This window comes from Streptomyces pseudogriseolus, assembly GCA_002154585.1.
GTDB lineage: Bacteria > Actinomycetota > Actinomycetes > Streptomycetales > Streptomycetaceae > Streptomyces > Streptomyces pseudogriseolus.
Map to the genome: position 1 here is coordinate 1 of MUNG01000318.1, position 21,848 is coordinate 21,848.

21 protein-coding genes are annotated in these 21,848 nt (G+C 73.0%); 5 read left to right on the forward strand and 16 right to left on the reverse strand.

Annotated elements, in window-relative coordinates; all coding sequences use genetic code 11:
- Positions 1–150 precede the first annotated feature (150 nt).
- Complete coding sequence (locus CCN29_RS25300; RefSeq protein WP_086684659.1) at positions 151–1,014, reverse strand: phosphotransferase enzyme family protein; 864 nt, start codon at positions 1,012–1,014, stop codon at positions 151–153.
- A 181-nt stretch (positions 1,015–1,195) separates the two neighbouring features.
- Here CCN29_RS25300 and CCN29_RS25305 point away from each other — a divergent pair, with 181 nt between their 5' ends.
- Genes CCN29_RS25305 through mgt form a run of 4 tightly spaced genes read left to right on the forward strand, consistent with a single transcriptional unit; the run spans position 1,196 to position 5,498 of the window.
- A complete protein-coding gene (locus CCN29_RS25305) occupies positions 1,196–2,134 on the forward strand; it encodes a carbohydrate ABC transporter permease (RefSeq protein WP_086684662.1) in 939 nt (312 codons plus the stop codon).
- Complete coding sequence (locus CCN29_RS25310) at positions 2,131–2,964, forward strand: carbohydrate ABC transporter permease (protein WP_006136525.1); 834 nt, start codon at positions 2,131–2,133, stop codon at positions 2,962–2,964. The genes CCN29_RS25305 and CCN29_RS25310 overlap by 4 nt, the downstream gene beginning before the upstream one ends.
- A complete protein-coding gene (locus tag CCN29_RS25315) occupies positions 2,964–4,247 on the forward strand; it encodes an ABC transporter substrate-binding protein (RefSeq protein WP_031020401.1) in 1,284 nt (427 codons plus the stop codon). Before CCN29_RS25310 ends, CCN29_RS25315 begins: the two co-directional genes overlap by 1 nt.
- A 57-nt stretch (positions 4,248–4,304) precedes the next feature.
- Positions 4,305–5,498, forward strand: a complete 1,194-nt coding sequence (gene mgt, locus CCN29_RS25320; RefSeq protein ID WP_031020403.1) for a macrolide-inactivating glycosyltransferase — start codon at positions 4,305–4,307, stop codon at positions 5,496–5,498.
- Between the two features lie 84 nt (positions 5,499–5,582).
- On the opposite strand, the gene CCN29_RS25325 is transcribed toward mgt, so the two are convergent.
- Positions 5,583–7,832, reverse strand: coding sequence for an MMPL family transporter (locus CCN29_RS25325; protein ID WP_086684665.1), 2,250 nt, complete (start codon positions 7,830–7,832; stop codon positions 5,583–5,585).
- Between the two features lie 351 nt (positions 7,833–8,183).
- Here CCN29_RS25325 and CCN29_RS25330 point away from each other — a divergent pair, with 351 nt between their 5' ends.
- Positions 8,184–8,732 (forward strand): DUF1697 domain-containing protein, encoded by a 549-nt coding sequence (locus tag CCN29_RS25330; RefSeq protein WP_086684668.1) that lies wholly within the window; start codon positions 8,184–8,186, stop codon positions 8,730–8,732.
- A gap of 16 nt (positions 8,733–8,748) precedes the next feature.
- On the opposite strand, the gene CCN29_RS25335 is transcribed toward CCN29_RS25330, so the two are convergent.
- The 14 genes from CCN29_RS25335 to CCN29_RS25395 form a co-directional block, all read right to left on the reverse strand.
- A complete protein-coding gene (locus CCN29_RS25335) occupies positions 8,749–9,498 on the reverse strand; it encodes a sirohydrochlorin chelatase (RefSeq protein WP_006136530.1) in 750 nt (249 codons plus the stop codon).
- Positions 9,499–9,508: 10 nt separating this feature from the next.
- Positions 9,509–10,399 (reverse strand): ABC transporter permease, encoded by an 891-nt coding sequence (locus tag CCN29_RS25340; RefSeq protein WP_031062353.1) that lies wholly within the window; start codon positions 10,397–10,399, stop codon positions 9,509–9,511.
- Positions 10,386–11,174 carry an ABC transporter ATP-binding protein gene (locus CCN29_RS25345; RefSeq protein ID WP_086684671.1) on the reverse strand — a complete coding sequence of 263 codons (789 nt, stop codon included), beginning with the start codon at positions 11,172–11,174 and terminating at the stop codon, positions 10,386–10,388. The genes CCN29_RS25340 and CCN29_RS25345 overlap by 14 nt, the downstream gene beginning before the upstream one ends.
- Positions 11,175–11,209: 35 nt before the next feature.
- The gene (locus tag CCN29_RS25350; RefSeq protein ID WP_086684674.1) at positions 11,210–12,310 is read right to left on the reverse strand and encodes an ABC transporter substrate-binding protein; all 1,101 of its coding nucleotides are present in this window, start codon (positions 12,308–12,310) and stop codon (positions 11,210–11,212) included.
- A 99-nt stretch (positions 12,311–12,409) separates the two neighbouring features.
- Positions 12,410–13,744 carry a sulfate adenylyltransferase subunit 1 gene (locus CCN29_RS25355; RefSeq protein WP_006136534.1) on the reverse strand — a complete coding sequence of 445 codons (1,335 nt, stop codon included), beginning with the start codon at positions 13,742–13,744 and terminating at the stop codon, positions 12,410–12,412.
- Between the two features lie 2 nt (positions 13,745–13,746).
- The gene (gene cysD / locus CCN29_RS25360; RefSeq protein WP_086684677.1) at positions 13,747–14,682 is read right to left on the reverse strand and encodes a sulfate adenylyltransferase subunit CysD; all 936 of its coding nucleotides are present in this window, start codon (positions 14,680–14,682) and stop codon (positions 13,747–13,749) included.
- A complete protein-coding gene (gene cysC, locus CCN29_RS25365) occupies positions 14,679–15,248 on the reverse strand; it encodes an adenylyl-sulfate kinase (protein WP_019523378.1) in 570 nt (189 codons plus the stop codon). The genes cysD and cysC overlap by 4 nt, the downstream gene beginning before the upstream one ends.
- Positions 15,249–15,252: 4 nt before the next feature.
- A complete protein-coding gene (locus CCN29_RS25370) occupies positions 15,253–15,963 on the reverse strand; it encodes a phosphoadenylyl-sulfate reductase (RefSeq protein WP_006136537.1) in 711 nt (236 codons plus the stop codon).
- Positions 15,960–16,139 (reverse strand): hypothetical protein, encoded by a 180-nt coding sequence (locus tag CCN29_RS25375; RefSeq protein ID WP_006136538.1) that lies wholly within the window; start codon positions 16,137–16,139, stop codon positions 15,960–15,962. The genes CCN29_RS25370 and CCN29_RS25375 overlap by 4 nt, the downstream gene beginning before the upstream one ends.
- Positions 16,136–17,851 carry a nitrite/sulfite reductase gene (locus CCN29_RS25380; protein ID WP_086684679.1) on the reverse strand — a complete coding sequence of 572 codons (1,716 nt, stop codon included), beginning with the start codon at positions 17,849–17,851 and terminating at the stop codon, positions 16,136–16,138. Before CCN29_RS25380 ends, CCN29_RS25375 begins: the two co-directional genes overlap by 4 nt.
- Positions 17,852–18,011: 160 nt before the next feature.
- Positions 18,012–18,095, reverse strand: a complete 84-nt coding sequence (locus CCN29_RS36235; protein ID WP_310887545.1) for a putative leader peptide — start codon at positions 18,093–18,095, stop codon at positions 18,012–18,014.
- A 127-nt stretch (positions 18,096–18,222) separates the two neighbouring features.
- A complete protein-coding gene (locus CCN29_RS25385) occupies positions 18,223–18,795 on the reverse strand; it encodes a GNAT family N-acetyltransferase (RefSeq protein WP_086684682.1) in 573 nt (190 codons plus the stop codon).
- 63 nt (positions 18,796–18,858) lie between these two features.
- Positions 18,859–20,133, reverse strand: coding sequence for a hypothetical protein (locus tag CCN29_RS25390; protein ID WP_086684685.1), 1,275 nt, complete (start codon positions 20,131–20,133; stop codon positions 18,859–18,861).
- A gap of 199 nt (positions 20,134–20,332) precedes the next feature.
- A complete protein-coding gene (locus CCN29_RS25395) occupies positions 20,333–21,610 on the reverse strand; it encodes a GAF domain-containing protein (protein WP_086684688.1) in 1,278 nt (425 codons plus the stop codon).
- Between the last annotated feature and the right edge of the window lie 238 nt (positions 21,611–21,848).

The following is a 21,848-nucleotide window of genomic DNA, read 5'->3' on the forward strand; positions in this document are numbered from 1 at the left end:
CCGGTGCGGGCGGCCGCACGGCCGCGGGTGGAGGGCCGCAGGCGGCGGGGGAACGGGGGCCGGATTCCGCGCGACGCCGGGACTGGCCGGGTCGAAGGCCGCCCCGGGAGCCGCGGGAGCCCCGGAGCCGCGGGTCCGACGGGGCACCGCTCAGAACGGGTACCAGCGCACGGTCTCGTCCCCGTCCCGCAGTGACGCCACACGGCGGCGGAACTCGGCCAGCGCCTTGGGGTTGCCCGGTGCGTGCTGGGCGACCCAGGCGCAGCTGGCGGTCTCCCGCGCCCCGCGCAGAACCGAGCACCCCTCCCACTCCCGCACGTCCCAGCCGTAGGTCCCGGTGAACGAGTCGTACGCCTCGTCCGGCAGCCCGTAGCGGTCGTGGGAGAGGGCCATCACCACCAGGTCGTGCTCGCGCAGGTCCGAGGAGAAGGTCTCCAGGTCGATCAGCACGGGCCCGTCCGGGCCGACGTGCACGTTGCGCGGCAGCGCGTCGCCGTGGATCGCCCCGCGCGGCAGCCGGGGCCTCAGCGCGGCCGCGGCCGCCGCGAACCCGTCGCGCCGCTCGCGCAGATACGCCGCGTCCGCCGGATCGATCGCGTCGCCCGCGAGCCGCAGCCAGCGCTCCACGCCGTCCAGCAGCGCGCGGGGCGGCAGCGCGAACGGCGGCGGGGGCAGCGCGTGCACGCGCCGCAGCAGCGCGGCCAGGTCGGCCGGCCCGGCGGGCCGCACCGGGTCGGGCAGCCGGTGCCACACGGTCACCGGATGCCCCTCGACCAGCAGCGCCTCGGACTCGGCGGGACGCACGGCGGGCACACCCTGCTCCGCCAGCCAGCCGGCGACGGCCAGCTCGCGGCGGGCCCGCTCCAGCAGCTCCGCGTCCCGGCCCACCTTGACCGCCAGGGCCCCGGCGGCGAACACCGCGTTCTCCCCGAGCGCCAGCAGCCGCGCCTCCCCGGCGCCCCGCGGCAGCACCCCCGCGGTCTGAAGAACCTCCCGCGCCCGCGCCTCGTCCATCGCTCCCGCCTCCGTGTCCTGCCGTGGCCCCGCCGGCCCCTGCCGGGCGCCCCGGCCCGGCCGTTCGCCGGCCAGTCTCGCATTCGCACAGGTCGGGTGGTGTGCGCGGCCCCTTGACGTGCGGTGTCGCGTTCACGACCATGACCGGGCCCACCCCCCACCGTGCAAAGGGGCTGATGCCGTGACGTCGGTGACCGAGGCGAGGAGATCCGAGCCCCGCGCGCCCGACCCGAGCCGGCCGGCGCGGCGCGCCGTCGATCACGGCCCGTGGTTCCTGGTGCTGCCCGCGCTGATCCCGATCCTGGTGCTCAGCGTCGGCCCGCTGCTCTACGGCATCCTGCTGTCCTTCACCGACGCCCAGTCCGGCCGTACCGAGCCGACCCGCTGGATCGGCACGCTGAACTTCCAGGACCTGCTCCAGGACACCCTGTTCTGGGAGTCGTTCCGCATCGGGCTCGTCTGGGCGGCCGGCGTGACGGTGCCGCAGTTCCTGCTGGCGCTCGGCCTCGCCCTGCTGCTCAACCAGGACCTGCGGCTGCGCTGGGCGGCCCGCGCCCTGGCTATCGTGCCCTGGGCGATGCCCGAGGTGGTCGTCGGCATCATGTGGCGCCTCACCTACAACCCGGACGCCGGCATCCTCAACGAGACCCTGCGCGACCTCGGCCTCGGCGGCGACCGCGACTGGCTCAGCGGGCTCGCCACCGCCCTGCCCGCCGTGATCGTCGTCGGCGTGTGGGCGGGCATGCCGCAGACCACGGTGGCGCTGCTCGCCGGACTCCAGAACACCCCGCGCGAACTGCACGAGGCCGCCGCCGTGGACGGCGCCGGCGCCTGGCGCCGCTTCCGCACGGTCACCTGGCCCGCGCTGCGGCCCGTCGCCCTCGCCATCACGGCGCTCAACCTGATCTGGAACTTCAACTCCTTCGCCCTGGTCTACGTGCTCACCAACGGCGGCCCCGGCGGCCGCACCCGCCTGCCGATGCTGTTCGCCTACGAAGAGGCCTTCCGGTACGGGCAGTTCGGCTACGCGGCCGCGATGGGCTGTGTCATGGTCGCCGTGATCGCGGTGCTGCTCGCCGTGTTCCTCGCCGGCCGGCTGAGGGGAGGTGACGACCGGTGAGGACCCGTCCCGCCGCCCGCGCCGGCCAGTACGCGGCCCTGCTCGCGTACCTGGTCTTCCTGGGCTTCCCGTTCGTCTGGCTGGCGTCCACCGCGTTCAAGCCCCCGACCGAACTGGCCGGGCTGCACCCCACCTGGATCCCGCAGGACCCCACCCTCGCCAACTTCCGACAGGCGTTCGACGAGCAGCCGCTGCTGCGGGCCGCCCTCAACTCCCTGCTCACCGCGTCCGCCGCGGCCCTCGTCGCGGTCGCCGTGGCCACCCCGATGGCGTACGTCATGGCCCGCCACCGCGGCGCGCTGGCACGCGCGGCGACCGGCTGGGTGCTGGTCAGCCAGGCGTTCCCGTTCGTGCTGCTGATCATCCCGCTGTTCCTGGTGCTGAAGAACCTGCGGCTCATCGACTCGCTGCCCGGCCTGGTGCTGGTCTACGTCGTCTGGTCCCTGCCCTTCGCCCTGTGGATGCTCACCGGGTACGTGCGTGCCGTCCCCGCCGAGCTGGAGGAGGCGGCGGCCGTGGACGGCGCCGGACGGCTGCGCACCCTGGTGTCGGTGACCGTGCCGCTGCTCGCGCCGGGCATCGCGGCGACCGCGCTGTTCGCGTTCGTCACCGCGTGGAACGAGTTCTTCTTCGCCCTCGTCCTGCTGAAGACGCCGGAGCACCAGACGCTGCCGGTGCTGCTCACCCGCTTCATCGGCGCCGAGGGCGTCGCCGACCTGGGACCGCTGGCCGCCGCCGCGTTCCTCGCGACACTGCCGTCGCTGGTGGTGTTCGCGCTCATCCAGCGCCGGATCACCGGCTCCCTCCTCGCCGGGGCGGTGAAGGGCTGATGACACGCCTCAGGATGCTCGTCGGGGCTCTCGCCCTCGCCCTGCTCCTCGCCGGCTGCTCCTCCGGCGGCACCCGCGACGACGGCCGGGTCACCCTGCGCTTCCAGTCCCTCGCCTGGCAGCAGGAGTCGGTGGAGGCCACCAAGGCGCTGGTCGAGGAGTGGAACGCCCTCCACCCGGACATCCGCGTGGAGTACGTCCAGGGCAGTTGGGACAGCGTCCACGACCAGCTGCTCACCTCCTTCGAGGGCGGCGAGGCGCCCGACATCGTCCACGACGCCTCCGACGACCTCGCCGACTTCGCCTACGGGGGCCACCTCGCCGACCTCACGGAGCTGCTGCCGAAGCGGCTGACCTCCGACATCCCGCCGCTCGCCTGGCAGTCCGTCACCTTCGGCGACGGCGTCTACGGCGTCCCCTTCCTCCAGGAACCGCGCGTCCTCATCGCCGACGCCGCCCGCCTCAGGGAGTCCGGAGTGCGCGTCCCCACCCCCGAACACCCGTGGAGCTGGGCCGAGTTCCGCCAGGTGACGAAGGAGCTGTCCGGCGACGGCCGCTACGGCGTGGCCTGGCCCCTCAAGGAGCCGGTCTCCGCCACCCTCAACCTGTCCCTCTCCGCGGGCGGCCGGCTCTTCCACCGCGACGCCGACGGGAAGGTCACCGTGCGGTTCGAGGAGGGCGACGAAGTCGTCCCGCGCACCGTCCACGAGCAGGTGAGCACCGACCACAGCGCCTCGCCCACCACCCTTGGCAGCGGCGGCTCCGACACCCTGCCCGGCCTCTTCGCCGGCACGTACGCGATGGTGCCGCTCGGCTTCTCCTACCGCCAGCAGATCGTGCAGCAGGCGCCGAAGGACTTCGAGTGGCAGGTGCTGCCCGCACCGGCCGGGGCCGGCGGACTCGCCCAGGGCGTCAGCCCGCAGACGCTGTCCGTCGCCGAGGACTGCCCGCACAAGAAGGAGGCCGTGGCCTTCCTGGACTTCCTGCTCCGGCCGCGGAACATGGTGCGCCTCGCGCTCGGCGACTGGATGCTGCCCACCGGCCGCCAGGCCCTCGCCGACCCGGCGCTGCGCACCCCCGAGCACGGCTGGGCCACCGGCACGGCGCTCGCCGCCCATCTGCGCCCGGCGCCCGCACAGTCCGTGCGGGGCTACCCGGAGTGGAAGGACAAGGTCGCCACCCCGGCGCTCCAGGAGTACTACAGCGGCGCGATCGGCCTCGGTGAGCTGCGCGAGCGGCTGGAGGAGGACGGGAACCTGGTGCTGGCCCGGTACCAGCGGTAAGCGGTGTGTGCGGGATTTGAGTTGCACGAGACGTATCGTCTCGCTTAGTCTCGTCGCATGACCGCTCCCGCACACATCGCCATGTTCTCCATCGCCGCCCACGGGCACGTGAACCCGAGCCTCGAGGTGATCCGCGAGCTCGTGGCGCGCGGGCACCGGGTCACGTACGCGATCCCGCCGCTCTTCGCCGAGAAGGTCGCCGAGACCGGCGCCGAGCCCAAGCTGTGGAACTCCACGCTGCCCGGTCCCGACGACGACCCGGAGGCCTGGGGCAGCACGCTCCTCGACAACGTCGAGCCGTTCCTCGCGGACGCGATCCAGGCGCTCCCGCAGCTGATCGAGGCGTACGAGGGCGACACCCCCGACCTCGTGCTCCACGACATCACCGCCTACCCGGCCCGCGTGCTCGCCCACCGCTGGGGCGTGCCCGCCGTCTCCCTCTCGCCGAACCTCGTCGCCTGGGAGGGATACGAGAAGGAGGTCGCCGAGCCGATGTGGGAGGAGCCGCTGAAGACCGAGCGGGGGCAGGCGTACCACGCCCGGTTCCGGGCGTGGCTGGAGGAGAACGGGATCACCCTGCACCCCGACGACTTCGCGGGCCGCCCCGACCGCTCCATCGTGCTCATCCCGAAGGCGCTCCAGCCGAACGCCGACCGGGTCGACGAGCGCGTGTACTCCTTCGTCGGCGCCTGCCAGGGGGACCGGAGCGCCGAGGGGGACTGGCAGCGGCCCGCCGGGGCCGAGAAGGTCGTCCTGGTGTCGCTCGGCTCGTCCTTCACCAAGCAGCCGGCCTTCTACCGGGCGTGCGTCGAGGCGTTCGCCGGGCTGCCCGGCTGGCATCTGGTGCTCCAGATCGGCAAGCACGTCGACCCGGCCGAGCTGGGGAACGTCCCGGAGAACGTGGAGGTGCGGTCCTGGGTGCCGCAGCTCGCGATTCTGCGGCAGGCGGATCTGTTCGTCACCCATGCGGGTGCGGGCGGCAGCCAGGAGGGGCTGGCCACGGCCACCCCGATGATCGCCGTGCCCCAGGCGGTGGACCAGTTCGGCAACGCGGAGATGCTCGAGGGGTTGGGGGTGGCGCGGCATGTGCCGGCGGACGAGGCGAAGGCCGAGGTGTTGAGGGCGGCGGCCCTCGCGCTGGTCGACGACCCGGAGGTTGCCCGCCGTCTGAAGGCCGTTCAGGCCGAGATGGCGGAGGAGGGCGGCACACGCCGGGCGGCGGACCTGATCGAGGCAGAGCTGCGGCGGTAGCCGCATAGCTGCGGGCAGTCGTGCCGCCCCAGCGGCACGACTGCCCGCGGCTGAGCGGAACGAGCGCCCGCGGCTGGGCGGGGATCACACCGGTACGCGGTCCCCCTCGTCCTCCCAGGACGCCCGCGTCTTCGGCTCCGCCGCCGGCGACTCGTCATGCGTCAGGTCCGGCAACCCCCGCAGCCACTTCGGGAAGTACCAGTTCCGCTCACCCAGCAGCGCCATCACCGCCGGCAGCAGCACCCCCCGGATGACCGTCGCGTCGATCAGCACCGCGGCCGCCAGGCCGACACCCATCTGCTTCATCGACTGCATCGACAGCGTCCCGAAGATCGCGAACACGGCGACCATGATGACCGCGGCGCTGGTGACCACACCGGCCGTGGTGACCACCCCGTGCCGGATCGCGTCCCGCGTCTCGAGGCCCCGTGCCCGCGCCTCGCGGATCCGCGACACGACGAACACGTGGTAGTCCATCGACAGGCCGAACAGGATCACGAAGAGGAACAGCGGCAGCCAGGTGATGATGGCGCCCACCCCCTCCGCGCCCACCAGGGACGCGCCCCAGCCGTGCTGGAAGACCGCCACGAGGATGCCGTACGCGGCGCCCACCGACAGCAGGTTCAGCACGATCGAGGTGACCGCGACCGTCAGCGACCGGAACGACAGCAGCATCAGCAGAAAGGCGAACACCACCACGAACGCGAACACCGGGACCACCGAGCCGACCAGCTGGTCGTTGAAGTCCTTGTTGCCCGCCACCTGGCCGGTGATCGGCGCCTCGACCCCGTCGACCTGGCCCAGCGTCGCGGGCCGCACCTCGTCGCGCAGCTTCTCCAGGCCGGCGCCCGCCACGTCCTGGTCGGAGCCGCCCACCAGCGGCACGTAGACGAGAGCGAGGTTCTGCCGCTCGTGCAGCTCGATCTCGACCGGGCCGCGCGAGGCGCCCGAACTGACCGCCTGCTCACGGAAGTCGGCCAGCGCCGCCCTCACCTCCGGCGCGTTGATGTCGTCCGCCTTGACGACCACCTCGGCCGGCTCCGAACCGCCAGGGAACGCCTCGTTGACCCGGTTGTACGTCTGCACGATCGGCAGCGAGTCGCCGAACTCCTGGTCCAGCGTGAGGTTCTGCGTCTTCATGCCGAGCGCGGGCGCGGCCACCGCGAGCAGCGCACCGGTCGCCACGGCCACCGACAGCACCGGCCGGGCGAGGACCCGCTTCAGCACGGCCGCCCAGAAGCGGCTGTCGTCGCTGCCGCTCGTCCGCCTGCGCAGGAACGGCACCCTGCCCTTCTCGACCCGCTCGCCCAGCAGCGACAGCAGCGCCGGCAGCACGGTCACCGAGCCGACCATGGCTACGGCCACCACCATCAGCGAGGCCAGGCCCATGGCCTCGAACTCGGCGATCCCGGTGAACAGCATGCCCGCCATCGCCACGCACACCGTGACACCGGAGACGACGATCGCCCGGCCGCTGGTCGCGGCGGCGATTCGCAGCGCCGTCTGCGCATCCCGGCCCGCCGCCCGCTCCTCGCGCTCGCGGCGCAGATAGAACAGGCAGTAGTCCACCCCGACGGCCAGACCCACGAGCAGCATCACCGAGTTGGCGGTGTCGCTCATCGGCTGGAGATGGCTGACGATCCCCATCAGGCCCATCGTCGCCATGATCGCGGTGATCGCCAGCGCCACCGGCAGCAGCGCCGCCACCAGTGCGCCGAACGCGATCAGCAGAATGCCGAGGGCGACCGGCACCGCCGAGTACTCGGCCTTCTTGAAGTCGTCGCCGTACGCCTCGGCGAACGTCCTCATCATGCTGGCGCCGCCGATCTCCTCGATCCGCAGCGAGCCGTGCTCCTTCTGGACGTCCGCCACCGCGTCCAGCACCGGTTCGATCCGCTCACCGGCCGTCCCCGGGTCGCCCCGCACGTCGAACTGGACCAGCGCGCTGCGCCCGTCCTTCGAGACCGTGCCGCTCTCGTACGGGGAGGTGACGTCCGTGACCTCGCCGGTTCCCTGCACCGCGGTGACCACCGCGGCGACCGCCGACCGGAACTCCGGGTCGGTGGACGTCACGGTGTCGTCCTTCGCCTGGACGAGCACGGTCTCCGAGGCCGGCTCCTCGATCCCGGCCTCCTCGACGATGCGGGCCGCGGTGCTGGTCTCCCCCTTGAGCTGTTCGCCGTCCTCGACGTCGACCCGGCCCGCGGCCGAGCCGAGCCCCATCGCCAGCACCACGAACAGCACCCAGATGCCGACGGCCGCCCACCGGTGCCGCGCGCTCCAGCCGCCGGCCCGGGCGGCGAGCCCCCGTACCCGCGCGTCTCGGTTCCCCATGACGGGTTCGCTCCCTCGTCCGCGGCGGCGGCCCCCTGCCACCACCTGACGTCTCGACGCTACGGGCGGCCCGGGTGCGTCTCGTCGTGCTGCCCGGTGAGCCCGCCGGGCCCCGGCTCCTCCCGACGGCGCGGCCCGCCTCCCCACAGGGGAGGACCGTGGCCCCTTACACATGTCCGGGGCACCGGGACGACGGATCAGGGACGTCGATCCCTGTCGGACACGTCACAGCGGTGTGCTCAGGTTGCTCCGGCCCCTGTCCGTCGGTCAGAGTTGCGAGGCTCGCCGCGCGCGGGCCCGGCCGTCGTGCCCGCCCCCACGGGGCACGGCGGCCGCACTACAGTCGGGGCCATGGCGACGAGATACGCGGCGCTGCTGCGCGGCATCAACGTGGGCGGCGGCAAGAAGGTCCCGATGGCCGAGCTGCGCGGCCTGCTGGAGAGCCTCGGCCTCCAAGACGTGCGCACCTACCTCCAGAGCGGCCAGACCGCGTTCACCGCCGGCCACGGCGACGAGGAGTCGCTGGCCGCCGACCTGTCCGGGGCGCTCGCCGGACGCTTCGGCTTCGACGTGGACGTGATCGTGCGCGACCACGCCTATCTGCGGAGCGTCCTCGACGACTGCCCCTTCCCGGCGGGCACCCTGGAGCCGAAGCAGCTCCACGTCGTCTACTTCTCCGCCCCCGTCACCGAGGACCGGTTCGCGGAGATCGACCGCGCGGCGTACCTCCCCGAGGAGTTCCGCCTCGGCGACCGCGCCCTCTACCTGTACGTCCCCGACGGCCTCGGCCGCTCCAAGCTCGCCGAACACGTCTCGAAGCCCCGCCTGAACAAGGGCGTCGTCGCCACCAGCCGCAACTGGAACACGGTCCGCAAGCTGGTGGAGATGACCGAGGCCTGAGCGGCCCCGCCCGGGCTCAGGCTCCCAGCGCCGTCAGCAGCGGCGTCCGCGCCTGGTCGTAGCGCTCCAGGAGGACCTGGGCGACCTCCGGCGACGGGCCCAGCACGTCCGCCAGGACGTCGGCCCCGGCCGCGCCCCGCACGATCCGGTCGGGCAGCCGGCCCGGCGCCAGCACGTACGGGGCGACGGCGACGCGGGCGCAGCCGAGCTCCCGCAGCTCCCGCACCGCGTCCTCGGTGCGGGGGACACCGCCGGGAACGACGGCGGAGGCGAACGCAGGCCGCACGGCGCACCAACCGGTGTGCCGCCACTCCCGCGCGATGTCTGCGATCACTGCGATCGCCTCCGGGTCGGAGGACCCCGCCGAGGCCAGCACGACCCCGGTCGAGGAGGTGTCGGCGGGCGTCAGGCCCGCCTCGTACAGGCGGCGTTCCAGGGCCGCCAGCAGCAGCGGGGACGGGCCCAGCACGTCCGCCTGCCGGATCCGCAGCCGCGGCGGGGCCTCGGCGAGCACCGCGGGGATGTCCGCCTTGGCGTGGAAGGCGCGGGTCAGCAGCAGCGGCAGCGCGACCACGTCGCGCACCCCCTCCGCGTCCAGGGACGTCAGCACCGCGCCGACGGACGGCACGTTGAAGTCCAGGAACCCGGTCTCCACCCGCAGGCCGGGGCGCAGCGCGCGCACCCGGCGCACCAGGTCGTGCACGGTCGCGGCGTGCCGCGGGTCGCGGCTGCCGTGGGCGACGACGAGCAGGACGGGACGACGCATCACACGCACCTCAGCTCTTCACCAGCAGTCCGCGGGTGCGCAGCACCCGGCGTTCGAGGGGGCTGAAGATCAGCAGGTCGACGGCGATGCCGACGGCGAGGATGAGCAGGATCGCCTCGAAGACCATGGCCATGTCGCCGGCGTTGCGGCCGTTCTCCAGGAGCTGGCCGAGGCCGACGCCGAGGTCGGGGAAGGAGGCGATGATCTCGGCGGCCATGAGGGAGCGCCAGGAGAACGCCCAGCCCTGCTTGAGGCCCGCGACGTAGCCGGGGAGGGCGGCGGGCAGGGTGATGTGCCAGGTGCCCCTCAGCCCGGTGGCGCCCAGGGTGCGGCCGGCGCGCTGGAACAGCGGCGGGACCTGGTCGACGCCGGAGAGCAGGCCGTTGGCGATGGAGGGCACCGCGCCGAGCAGGATGACCGCGTACATCATCCGGTTGTTCAGGCCGAGCCAGATGACGGCGGGCGGCACCCAGGCGACCGAGGGCAGGGACTGGAGGCCGGACAGGATGGGGCCGATCGCGGCGCGGACGAGTTTCAGTCGGGCGAGGAGGAGCCCGAGCGGGGTGGCGATGAGCAGGGCGAGGCCGAAGCCGAGCAGGCCGCGGGAGACGGAGGTCCAGATGTAGCCGAGGAGTTCGCCCTGGAGCCAGGCCTTCTCCAGCACGTGCCAGACGTCGGCGGGCGCGGGCAGCTTGGTGGGGTCGTCGACGACGTCGAAGGTGATCAGCGACTGCCACACGGCCAGCACGAGCGCGACGGCCACGACCGGCGGGAGGACCTTCTGGGTGAGGGTCTGCCGCAGCGGCCTGCGGGCGGCCTGCACCGACTCCAGCGCGTCGAGGCCCGCGTTCAGTCCGGCCAGGTCGCCGGCGTCCTTGGGAGTGGTGTCAGTGCTGGCCATGTCGGCGGATCTCCCCACGGAGTTGCTCGGTGATCTCGGCGGACAGCTCGGCCACGGCGGTGTCCTCGATGCGGCGCGGGTGCGGGATGTCCACGGTCCACTCCCGGGCCACGCGGCCGGGACGGGAGGACAGCAGGACGACGCGCTGGGCGAGGCGGACGGCCTCGCGGACGTTGTGGGTGACGAACAGCACCGACAGGCCGGTCTCGCGCCAGATCCGGGTGAGTTCGTCGTGCAGGACGTCGCGGGTGATGGCGTCGAGCGCGGCGAACGGCTCGTCCATCAGCAGCAGCCGGCTCTCCTGGGCGAGGGCGCGAGCCAGGGCGACGCGCTGGCGCATGCCGCCGGACAGCTCGTGCACCCGCTTGCCGTGGGCGCCCTGGAGGCGGACCAGTTCCAGAAGCCGCTCGGCGCGCTCGCGGCGCTCGTTCTTGGGGGTGCCGCGCAGCTTCAGGGCGAGTTCGATGTTCTTGCCGGCGGTGAGCCAGGGGAACAGGGCGTGTTCCTGGAACATCAGCGCGGGCCGGCCGTCGGTGGTGATGGCGCCGGCGGTGGGCCGGTCGAGTCCGGCGACGAGGTTGAGCAGCGTGGACTTGCCGCAGCCGGAGGCGCCGAGGAGGGTGACGAACTCGCCGGGGGCGACGTCGAGGCTGATGTCGTCCAGCACGAGCTGCTGTCCGGCGGGGCCCGCGAAGGACTTCGAGACGTGCTCGATGCGGGCCGCGTGCGTGGCCGACTGCGTGCCGTCGGCGGCCTTGGCGAGGGTCGTGGCCATGGTCGTCACCTCCTGGGAAGCGTGCGGGATCCGGTTCAGGAGACGCCGAGTCCGGCGTCGTCGACGGCGGGCCGGCCGGCCGCCCGGAGGACCTTGCGGAGCAGGGAGAGGTCGTAGATGCCCTTCAGGTCCGGCTTCTCCAGCAGGCCCGCCCGGACGGCGTGGCCGGCCTGGGTCCTGAGGGTGGCGGCCAGCGGGTCGTCCAGGAAGGTGATCGACGTCCAGGCCGGGTCGAGGACGTCCGCCGGCAGCGGCTTGCCCGTGTCGGCCGCGAGCCGCGCGTTGGCGGCCTCCTTGGCCTCCTCCGGGTGGGCGTTGATCCACCGGTTGGACGCGACGGACGCCCGCAGCACGGCCTCGACGGCCTTCGGGTGCTCGTCGAGGAACTCCTGGCGGACGACGATGTTCGTGATCACGAACTTGCCGTCCGGCCACAGCGACGCCTCGTCCAGCAGCACCTTGCCGCCCTGCGCGACCAGCCGGGACGCGGTCGGCTCCGGCACCCAGGCCCCGTCGACCGACCCGGACCGGAAGGCGTCCGGCGTGACCTTGTTGTCGCTGCGGACGACGGTCACGTCGCCCTTGCCGCTCTGCGGGTCGACCTTCCAGCCCTGCCGGGCGGCCCAGTCGAGGAACGCCACGTCCTGGGTGTTGCCGAGCTGCGGGGTCGCGATCCGCTTCCCCTCGACGTCCCGGACGGACGTGACCTTGTCGGGGTTCACGACGAGCTTGACCCCGCCGGACGCCGAACCGCCGACGATCCGCAGGTTCTTGCCGTCCGCCTTGGTCCAGCCGTTGACCGCGGGGGAGGGGCCGATGAAGGCGACGTCCAGGGAGTCGGAGTTGAGCGCCTCGATCGCCGACGGGCCCGCGTTGAACACCGCGTACTTCGCCTCGGTGCCCCCGAGTTCCTTCTGGAAGAACCCCTTCTGGACGCCGACCAGGGCGGTGCCGTGGGTGAGGTTGCCGAAGTAGCCGATCCGGACGGCGTCCAGACCGTCGGTCCTCGGGCCCGAGACGGCCCGCGCGGTGCCGGCGTCCTTGGCCTGGGACCCGTACCCGCAGGCGGCCAGGGCCAGCAACGGCAGCACGGCCGTCACCGCGAGGGCGCGGCACAGGGCGGTCGTGGCAGGCAAGGGGAACGGTCCTCTCGGTGGCGGCCCGGCGGTCACGCGCGGTGGGTGCGTGGCCGGGCCGTCGGCGGGTTCAGGGCTGGGCGGGTGTGCGGCGGGCGGTCAGAAGTCCCATCCGTCGTCGTCCGTCTCGTCGTCGACCGGGTCGGGCGAGGCGAAGGACTCGCCGACCATGCCCGCGGTCAGCGTCGTCCCGTCGCTGGGGTCGATCAGGATGAACGACCCGGTGCGGCGGGAGTCGGCGTAGGTGTCGGCGGGCAGCGGTTCGGCGGTGCGGATGACGACCCGGCCGATGTCGTTGGCGGTGAGCCGGCCCGGGTGCGGGTGCAGGGACAGGTCGTCCAGTGTGAGCCGGGACGGGATGTCCTTGACGATCGCCTTGACCGTGCGGGTGCCGTGTTTGATCAGCACACGGTGCCCTACCGTCAGCGGCTCGTCGGCGACGTGGCAGACGGTCGCCTCCAGGTCCTGCGTGGTGGCGGGGGCGTCCTCGGCCGGGACGATCAGGTCGCCGCGGGAGATGTCGATGTCGTCGGCGAGCAGCAGCGTCACCGACTGCGGCGTCCACGCGACGTCGACCGGCTCGCCCAGCAGGTCGATGCCGGTGACCGTGGTCGACCGGCCCGACGGCAGCACGGTGATCTCGTCGCCGACGCGGAAGGCGCCGGCGGCGATCTGCCCGGCGTAGCCGCGGTAGTCGGGGTGCTCGGGGCTCTGCGGCCGGATCACGTACTGCACGGGCAGCCGGGCGTGGCAGCGGGTCAGGTCGTGGCTGACCGGCACGGTCTCCAGGTGCTCGAGCACGGTGGGGCCGCCGTACCAGTCCATGTGCGCGGACGGCTCCACCACGTTGTCGCCGACCAGCGCCGAGATCGGGATCGCGGTGACCTCGGGCACGCCCAGCTCGGTGGCGTAGGCGGTGAACTCCTCGGCGATCGCGGCGAACACGGGCTCGCGGTAGTCGACCAGGTCCATCTTGTTCACGGCGAGCACCACGTGCGGCACCCGCAGCAGCGCGGCGATCGCCGCGTGCCGGCGGGTCTGCTCGACCACGCCGTTGCGGGCGTCGACCAGGATCACCGTCAGCTCGGCCGTGGACGCGCCGGTGACCATGTTCCGCGTGTACTGCACATGGCCGGGGGTGTCGGCGAGGATGAACCGCCGGCGGGGCGTGGCGAAGTAACGGTACGCCACGTCGATCGTGATGCCCTGCTCCCGCTCGGCCCGCAGGCCGTCGGTGAGGAGGGCCAGGTCGGGGGTGTCCTGGCCGCGGCCGGCGGAGACGCGCTCGACGGCCTCCAGCTGGTCGGCGAGCACCGACTTGGAGTCGTGCAGCAGCCGGCCCACGAGGGTGGACTTGCCGTCGTCGACGGAGCCGGCGGTGGCGAACCGCAGCAGGGTGGTGGCCGAGAGCTCCTCGGTCGTGATCGTGCTCATGCTTAGAAGTACCCCTCGCGCTTGCGGTCTTCCATCGCGGCCTCGGACAGCTTGTCGTCGGCGCGGGTGGCGCCGCGCTCGGTGAGCCGGGAGGCGGCGATCTCCGTGATCACCTTCTCGATGGTGTCGGCGTCGGAGTCGACGGCGCCGGTGCAGGACATGTCGCCGACGGTGCGGTAGCGCACCAGGCGCTTCTCGACCGTCTCGCCGTCCTTCGGGCCGCCCCACTCGCCGGCCGTCAGCCACATCCCGGCGCGCTTGAACACCTCGCGCTCGTGCGCGTAGTAGATCTGCGGCAGTTCGATGTTCTCGCGGGCGATGTACTGCCACACGTCCAGCTCGGTCCAGTTGGACAGGGGGAACACGCGCACGTGCTCGCCGGGGGCGTGCCGGCCGTTGTACAGGTTCCACAGCTCGGGGCGCTGGCGGCGCGGGTCCCACTGGGAGAACTCGTCGCGGAGGCTGAACACCCGCTCCTTGGCGCGGGCCTTCTCCTCGTCGCGCCGGCCGCCGCCGAACACCGCGTCGAAGCCCTGCTCGCGGATGGTGTCCGTGAGCGGCACCGTCTGGAGCGGGTTGCGGGTGCCGTCCGGGCGCTCCTTGAGGACGCCGCGGTCGATGTAGTCCTGCACGGAGGCCACGTGCAGCCGCAGCCCGTGCTTCGCGACCGTGCGGTCGCGGTAGTCGAGGACCTCGGGGAAGTTGTGCCCGGTGTCCACGTGCAGCAGCGCGAACGGCACCGGCGCGGGCGCGAACGCCTTCAGCGCCAGGTGCAGCATGACGATGGAGTCCTTGCCGCCGGAGAACAGGATCACCGGCTTCTCGAACTCGCCCGCCACCTCACGGAGGATGTGCACGGCCTCCGACTCGAGGGCGTCCAGGTGGGAGAGGGCGTACGGGCTGTCCGTACCCTCCTCGACGGTGGCGACGGTCGTCATGCCAGTCCCCTTTCGCTGAGCACGGCGTAGACGGCCGCCGCGGACTCCTGCACGGTCTGGTGCTGCGACTCGATGCGCAGATCGGGCTTCTCGGGCTCCTCGTACGGGTCGTCGACGCCGGTCAGCCCGGACAGCTCACCCGCGGCCTGCTTGGCGTACAGGCCCTTCACGTCGCGGACGGAGCACACCTCGACCGGGGTGGCCACGTGCACCTCGACGTACGGCGTGCCGTTCGCCTCGTGGCGGGCGCGGACGGCCTCGCGGCTGTCGGCGTAGGGGGCGATCACCGGGACGAGCGCCAGCACGCCGTTACGGGCGAGCAGTTCGGCGACGAAGCCGATGCGCTGCACGTTGGTGTGCCGGTCCTCGCGGCTGAAGCCGAGGCCCGCCGAGAGGAACTCGCGGATCTCGTCGCCGTCGAGCACCTCGGCCGGCCGGCCCTGTTCCCGCAGCCGGGCGGCGAGTTCGTGCGCGATGGTGGTCTTGCCCGCACTCGGCAGACCCGTGAGCCAGACGGTGGCTCCGGTCGTCACGTGGTTCTCCTGGTTCGTCGAAGGCGCGGTCATGGGGTCAGCCGTGCAGTCCGCACTCGGTCTTGGCGCGGCCCGCCCAGCGGCCGGCGCGGGCGTCCTCGCCCTCCAGCACGCGGCGGGTGCAGGGGGCGCACCCCACGGAGGCGTAGCCGTCCATGAGCAGCGGGTTGGTGAGGACGCCGTGTTCGGCGACGTAGGCGTCCACGTCGTCCTGGGTCCACCGGGCGATGGGCGAGATCTTCACCTTCCGCCGCTTCTCGTCCCAGCCGACGACCGGGGTGTTCGCCCGGGTCGGGGACTCGTCGCGGCGCAGGCCGGTCGCCCAGGCCTGGTAGTCCTTCAGGCCCTCCTCCAGCGGCTGGACCTTGCGGAGCTTGCAGCACAGGTCGGGGTCGCGGTCGTGGAGCTTCGGGCCGTACTCGGCGTCCTGCTCGGCGACCGTCTGCCGGGGGGTGAGGGTGATGACGTTGACGTCCATCACGGCGTCCACGGCGTCCCGGGTGCCGATGGTCTCGGGGAAGTGGTAGCCGGTGTCGAGGAACACCACGTCCACCCCGGGCATCGCCCGGGAGGCGAGGTGGGCGACCACCGCGTCCTCCATCGAGGAGGTCACGCAGAACCGCTTGCCGAAGGTCTCGGCGGCCCACGTGAGGATCTCCAGGGCGGAGGCGTCCTCCAGGTCGCGGCCCGCCTGCTCGGCCAGCGCCTTCAACTCCTCGGTGCCGCGCTCTTCCTGAACCGTCGTCATGTGCGGTCCCCTCCCGTGTCGGATCGCTCAAGTCCGCGGGCCAGCAGCCCGAGGAACTTCAGCTGAAAGGCTCGGTTGCACGCGCCGCATTCCCAGGCGCCGTGGCCCTGTTCGGCCGGGCGCAGGTCCTCGTCCCCGCAGTAGGGGCAGTAGAACGGCGCCGCCCGCTCGCTCACGACAGGGCCTCCTCGGACGCGCGGCCGACCCAGGAGGCGAACCGCTCGCCGTCCTCGCGCTCGGCCTGGAAGCGGCCCAGGACCCGCTCGATGTAGTCGGGCAGCTCGTCCGCGGTGACCTTAAGACCGCGCACCTTGCGGCCGAAGCCGGCCTCCAGGCCGAGCGCGCCGCCGAGGTGCACCTGGTAGCCCTCGACCTGCTCGCCGCGGTCGTTCAGCACGAGCTGGCCCTTGAGACCGATGTCCGCCACCTGGATACGGGCGCAGGCGTTCGGGCAGCCGTTGAGGTTGATGGTGATCGGCTCGTCGAACTCCGGCATGCGGCGCTCGAGTTCGTCGATCAGGGAGGCGCCGCGCGCCTTGGTCTCGACGATGGCGAGCTTGCAGAACTCGATGCCGGTGCAGGCCATGGTGCCGCGCCGGAACGGCGAGGGGCGGGCGCTGAGGTCCAGCGCCTCCAGGGACTCCACCAGGGAGTCGACCTGGGACTCCTCGACGTCCAGGATGATCATCTTCTGTTCGACGGTGGTGCGCACCCGGCCCGAGCCGTGCGCCTCCGCGACGTCCGCGATCTTGGTGAGGGTGGTGCCGTCGACCCGGCCGACGCGCGGCGCGAAGCCGACGTAGTAGCGGCCGTCCTTCTGACGGTGCACCCCGATGTGGTCGCGCCAGCGGGACACCGGCTCGGCCGGCGCGGGACCGTCGGTCAGCTTCCGCTTCAGGTACTCGTCCTCCAGCACCTGCCGGAACTTCTCCGCGCCCCAGTCGGCGACCAGGAACTTCAGCCGGGCGCGGTTGCGCAGCCGGCGGTAGCCGTAGTCGCGGAAGATGGAGATGACGCCCTCGTAGACGTCGGGCACGTCCTCGATCGGCACCCAGGCGTTCAGCCGCACGCCCAGCTTGGGGTTGGTGGACAGGCCGCCGCCCACCCACAGGTCGAAGCCGGGTCCGTGCTCGGGGTGCTCGACGCCGACGAACGCCACGTCGTTGATCTCGTGCACCACGTCGAGCACCGGCGAGCCGGAGATGGCCGTCTTGAACTTGCGCGGCAGGTTCGAGTACGCCTTGTTGCCCAGGACGCGGCGCTTCATCTCCTCCAGCGCCGGGGTGCCGTCGATGATCTCGTCCTCGGCGATGCCCGCGACGGGGGAGCCGATCATCACTCGGGGCGTGTCGCCGCAGGCGGTGACCGTGGACAGCCCGACGGCCTCCAGACGGTTCCAGATCTCGGGCACGTCCTCGATGCGGATCCAGTGGTACTGGACGTTCTGCCGGTCCGTGATGTCGGCGGTGCCGCGCGCGAACTCCTGCGAGATCTCGCCGATCACCCGCAGCTGCCGCGTCGTCAGCGCGCCGCCGTCGATGCGCACCCGCAGCATGAAGTACGAGTCGTCCAGCTCCTCCGGCTCCAGGATCGCGGTCTTGCCTCCGTCGATCCCGGGCTTGCGCTGGGTGTAGAGGCCCCACCACCGCATGCGGCCGCGCAGGTCGCTGGGGTCGATCGAGTCGAAGCCCCGCTTGGAGTAGATCGTCTCAATGCGTGTCCGCACGTTGAGACCGTCGTCGTCCTTCTTGACCTGCTCGTTGCCGTTGAGCGGGGTGAAGTGCCCCGCTGCCCACTGCCCTTCCCCGCGGTGACGGCTCGCCTTGCGGCGGGGGGTCGCGGTGGCAGGCTGCTGCGCGGCGGCAGGCTTCTGCGGGGTGGCGGCCATGGTTGATACGTCCTTCGGGACAGCGGTGGATGGTCTCTCGGCGCGGGGCGCCATGCCGGGGGAGCGGCTCTGACCTGCGTCTGCGCGCACGCGGGCAGAACCGTGCGCGTCCTTGCGCAGGAGAGGGAAGGAGAGGGGTGTCGGGCGCTGCTGGGTGCTCTCAGCGCGCCGGACAGATGGCGCTGGACATGCGGCCGAGGTCGACGTGCCGCCGACTCACCAAGGCGATTCCAGTTCCAGGCATGACGGAAGCCTGGCACGGCCATCCGGAGGCAGTCCACCATCGTCCGTCATGTGGACGCCCTTGTCTCGCCGGGCAAGACAAGGGTGTCCTTGGTCACACGCGGCGCGAGCGGTCTTGCCGGAGCCGCTCAGGCGGAGTACGCACCCGGCCACGGGCCCGGCGTGGCCACGTCCGGCTCGTCCTCCACCGTGGTGTCGAACAGCCGGAAACCCCGCCGCAGATAGTTGTCCAGGGCGTGCTCGCCGTCCTTGCTGCACGTGTGCAGCCACACCCGCGCGGTCGGCTTCACCCCCGGCCACCGGTCCGCCAGGTCCCAGGCGCGCGCCACCCCGTACGACAGCAGATGGCCGCCGATGCGCCGGCCCCGGAAGGCGGGCAGCAGCCCGAAGTAAAGGATCTCCACGAGCCCCTCGGCCTGCGCCTCCAGCTCCACGTACCCGGCCGGCGTGCCCCGGTCGTGGGCGACCCACGTCTCCACGCCCGGCCGCTCCAGATGCTCCCGCCACCGCGCGTACGACCAGCCCAGCCGGTCGGTCCAGCGGATGTCGCCCCCCACCGACGCGTACAGGAACCGGCTGAACTCGGGGGAGGGCACCTCGGAGCGGACCACCCGCACGTCCCCCTCGGGCACGGCGGCCGGACGGAGATCGGTGGGCGCGGTCTGCTCCAGGGACCAGGTGGTCACGGAGAGGGTCGTCATGTCCGAAAGACAACCATCCGGCCCGCACCCGTGTCGAACGCCTGCCCGGAGAACGGACAGCCCCTACCGCTCCAGCGCCTCGTCGACCGCCGCCAGCGGCAGCGCGAACAGCATCCGCCCCGACTGCGACCACACGTCCCCGGTCGCCTGCCAGTACGACAGGGACGTCGCCGGCCCGCTCCAGCAGCGGTACGTCTCGTCCGCCCCGCACCGCACCGGGTCCGCGCCCTCGGTGTTCTGCCGCCACAGCGTGCCGCGCTCGTCCGCGGTCCCCGCGGCGCGGCTCACGTACCAGTCCGGCCCGTGCGCCAGCACCCCGCGCACCCGCGTCAGCTCCGTCTCGTACGCCGCGACCGGCTCCGGACGCAGCAGCGCGCCCCGGTCCGGGCGCGGGCCGAACGCGTACCGCCACAGCCGGGTCGGGCCGTCCTCGTCGGGGGCCGTCTCCTCGTGCACCACCAGGCTGTCCGGCGCGGTGCCCCGGTCCAGGGCTAGCCCGCCGGGCCGCGGCGCGCCCGCGCCCGCCGTCGCGTAGGAGGCCACCGCCGGCAGCACGTACCGGGCGCCGGCCGCCGACCAGCCGCCGGGCACCCGCCCCACGGTCACCGCGTCCACCGTGGCCCGCTGCACCCGGTTCAGGTCGAACACGTACAGCGCCTCGCCCTCGCCCCGGCCGGCGGTGACGAGCAGCTTGTCCTGGTACCAGACCATGCCGGACACGTCGGAGCCCAGCCCGCGCAGGTCCCGCCCCCCGTCCACCGGCACGGCGAGCACCGCCCAGGTGTAGCGGGGCGCGCGGCCGTCGTCGGCGGCCACGAAGGCGACCCGCGCGAGCCCCTGCTCGGCGGGCGTGCCGGTGGCGCGGGTCCAGCCGGACAGGACGACCCGGTGCGCGCCCCAGCGGCCGTCCTCGTCGGCGTCCCCGGAGGTGGTGACCGCGCCGGCCCGCCAGCCCTCGGTGTCCCGCTCCGGCCAGCAGTACGCCGCGGTCACGGCCGGCTCGACGGGCAGCGCCCGCCGGTCGTCCTCCGTGCACGCGCCGGCGTCCTGAAGGGTCCCGTCCGGGTCGGCGAGCACGGCGCCCACGCCCACGGCGGGGCCCATCGACGCGGTCAGCCGGTTCAGTTCGGCGCCGGGGACGGCGTGTTCGGTCAGTCTGAGCGGCACGGTGTCGGCGGCCGCGGTGAGCGGCTTCAGCGCGCCGGGGTCGTCGGCGTCGGTGGCCTGCGAGGTGCTGATCATGGTGGCGGTCGCGGTGAGCGCCAGGGCCGTACCGGCCAGGGTGGCGCGCAGCGCTCTGCCTCTGCGGCGCCGGCGGTGTCGGCCGCGATGCTTCATGACGTCCTCCCGAGCGAGCCAACTGCGTCCGGTGATCCGCGGGTTGACCGTGGAGCAGAAGGGACGGCCCGTCCCCGGATGCTACGACAGTGAACGGCCGGACGGGACGAAGACCCCGCGATTTCCCGCGCGGACCGCCCACGGGCACGTACCCACGTACAGATGTACCCCGTCGGCGGGGCGGTTTCCGGCCAGATCCTCAGCGCGAGCCGTGCACCAGGCCGGGGGACGCCGCCGTCCGCGGGAAGAGGTCCCCCGGGGCGTCCGGCAGGACCACCTCCACCTCGGCGGACTCGGTGAAGCGGTACGGGCGGTGCTCCAGCAGCGCCCCCAGATAGCGCCGTACGCGGGACATCTCCGCGCGGACCGTCACCGTGCGGGCCGGGTCGCCGAACACGTCACGGGCCAGGTCGGCGGCGCTGCGGCCCGACCGGTGCACCGCCAGCAGATACAGCAACTCGGCGTGCCGCGGACTCAGTTCACGCGTCCACGAACCGGCCCCGTCGGACACCCGCACCGACCGGCGGCGCGGCCCGCCCAGATCGAGCACGATCCGCGCGGCCGGACCCGCCGAGGGCTCGTCCGCCGCCCGCACCAGCCAGCCCCCGGCGAGCGGTTCGAGCGTGCACCGCCCCAGCGCCGGCAGCCACCGCCGGCCCGCGGACACCGACTTGGGCAGCGCCAGCCGATCCGTGTACGGCATCCCCGTCACCGCAGCCGTCCAGCCGTGCCGGTCCACCACCAGCGCCCGCCCCTCGGTCCGCGACAGCACCGGCGCCGCCACCGCGCGCAGCCGCTCCAGCGACCGCACGTGCATCTCCCGCAGCCGCGCCTCCGCCAGCTTCGCCACCGAGTCCACCCACGCCAGCGTCGCCGGATGCATGCTCTCCAGCGGCCCGCTCACGTCGACCACGCCGATCAGCCGCCCGTCCCGCGGGTCGGTGATGGGCGCGCCGGCACAGGTCCAGGTGGCGTGCGACCGTACGAAGTGCTCGGAGGCGAAGACCTGCACGGGCCGTCCCGTCACCGCGGGCGTGCCCACCCCGTTGGTGCCGACGACGTCCTCACGCCAGTCCGCGCCGATCTCGAAACCCAGCCCGTCCGCCTTGCGCAGCACCGGCGCGCTGCCCTCCCGCCACAGCACCCGGCCCTCGTCGTCGGCCACCACCATGATGTGGCGGGCGATGTCCGCCACCGACAACAGCCCCTCGCGCAGCACCGGCAGCACGTGCCGCAGCGGCGACGCCTCCCGGCGCCGCCGCACCTCGTCCATCGACAGCAGCCCGCTGCGCGAGCCGTGGTCGGGGTCCACGCCGCTGCGCAGCACCCGCTCCCAGGACTGCCCGATCACCGGGCGGGGCGGGACCGGCGCGGGCCGCCCCGACAGCGCGGCGTTACGGACCTCGTCGAGCACCCGTGCCGCGCGCACGGTGTCGACGGCGGCCAGATGCGACACGTCCATCGGCGAGAGCGCCACCGGACCTCCCGGAAGAAAACCTGTCGGACCCCATACTGCCGCCTGCCCCGGGCGCGGACGCTCAGTACCGGCACGGAAACAGCAAGTTGCAACCCCTTGCAACTCTGGTGACGGAAGACGTCACTGTTTGAAACTTGAGCGACGCCGTCCCGAGCGGCGTGCACGGCTCTTCGGGAGCCCGTGGCGGCGGGGGTGGTGCCGTGTCGGCGCAGCACCACCCCCGTGGCATGCCACGGGG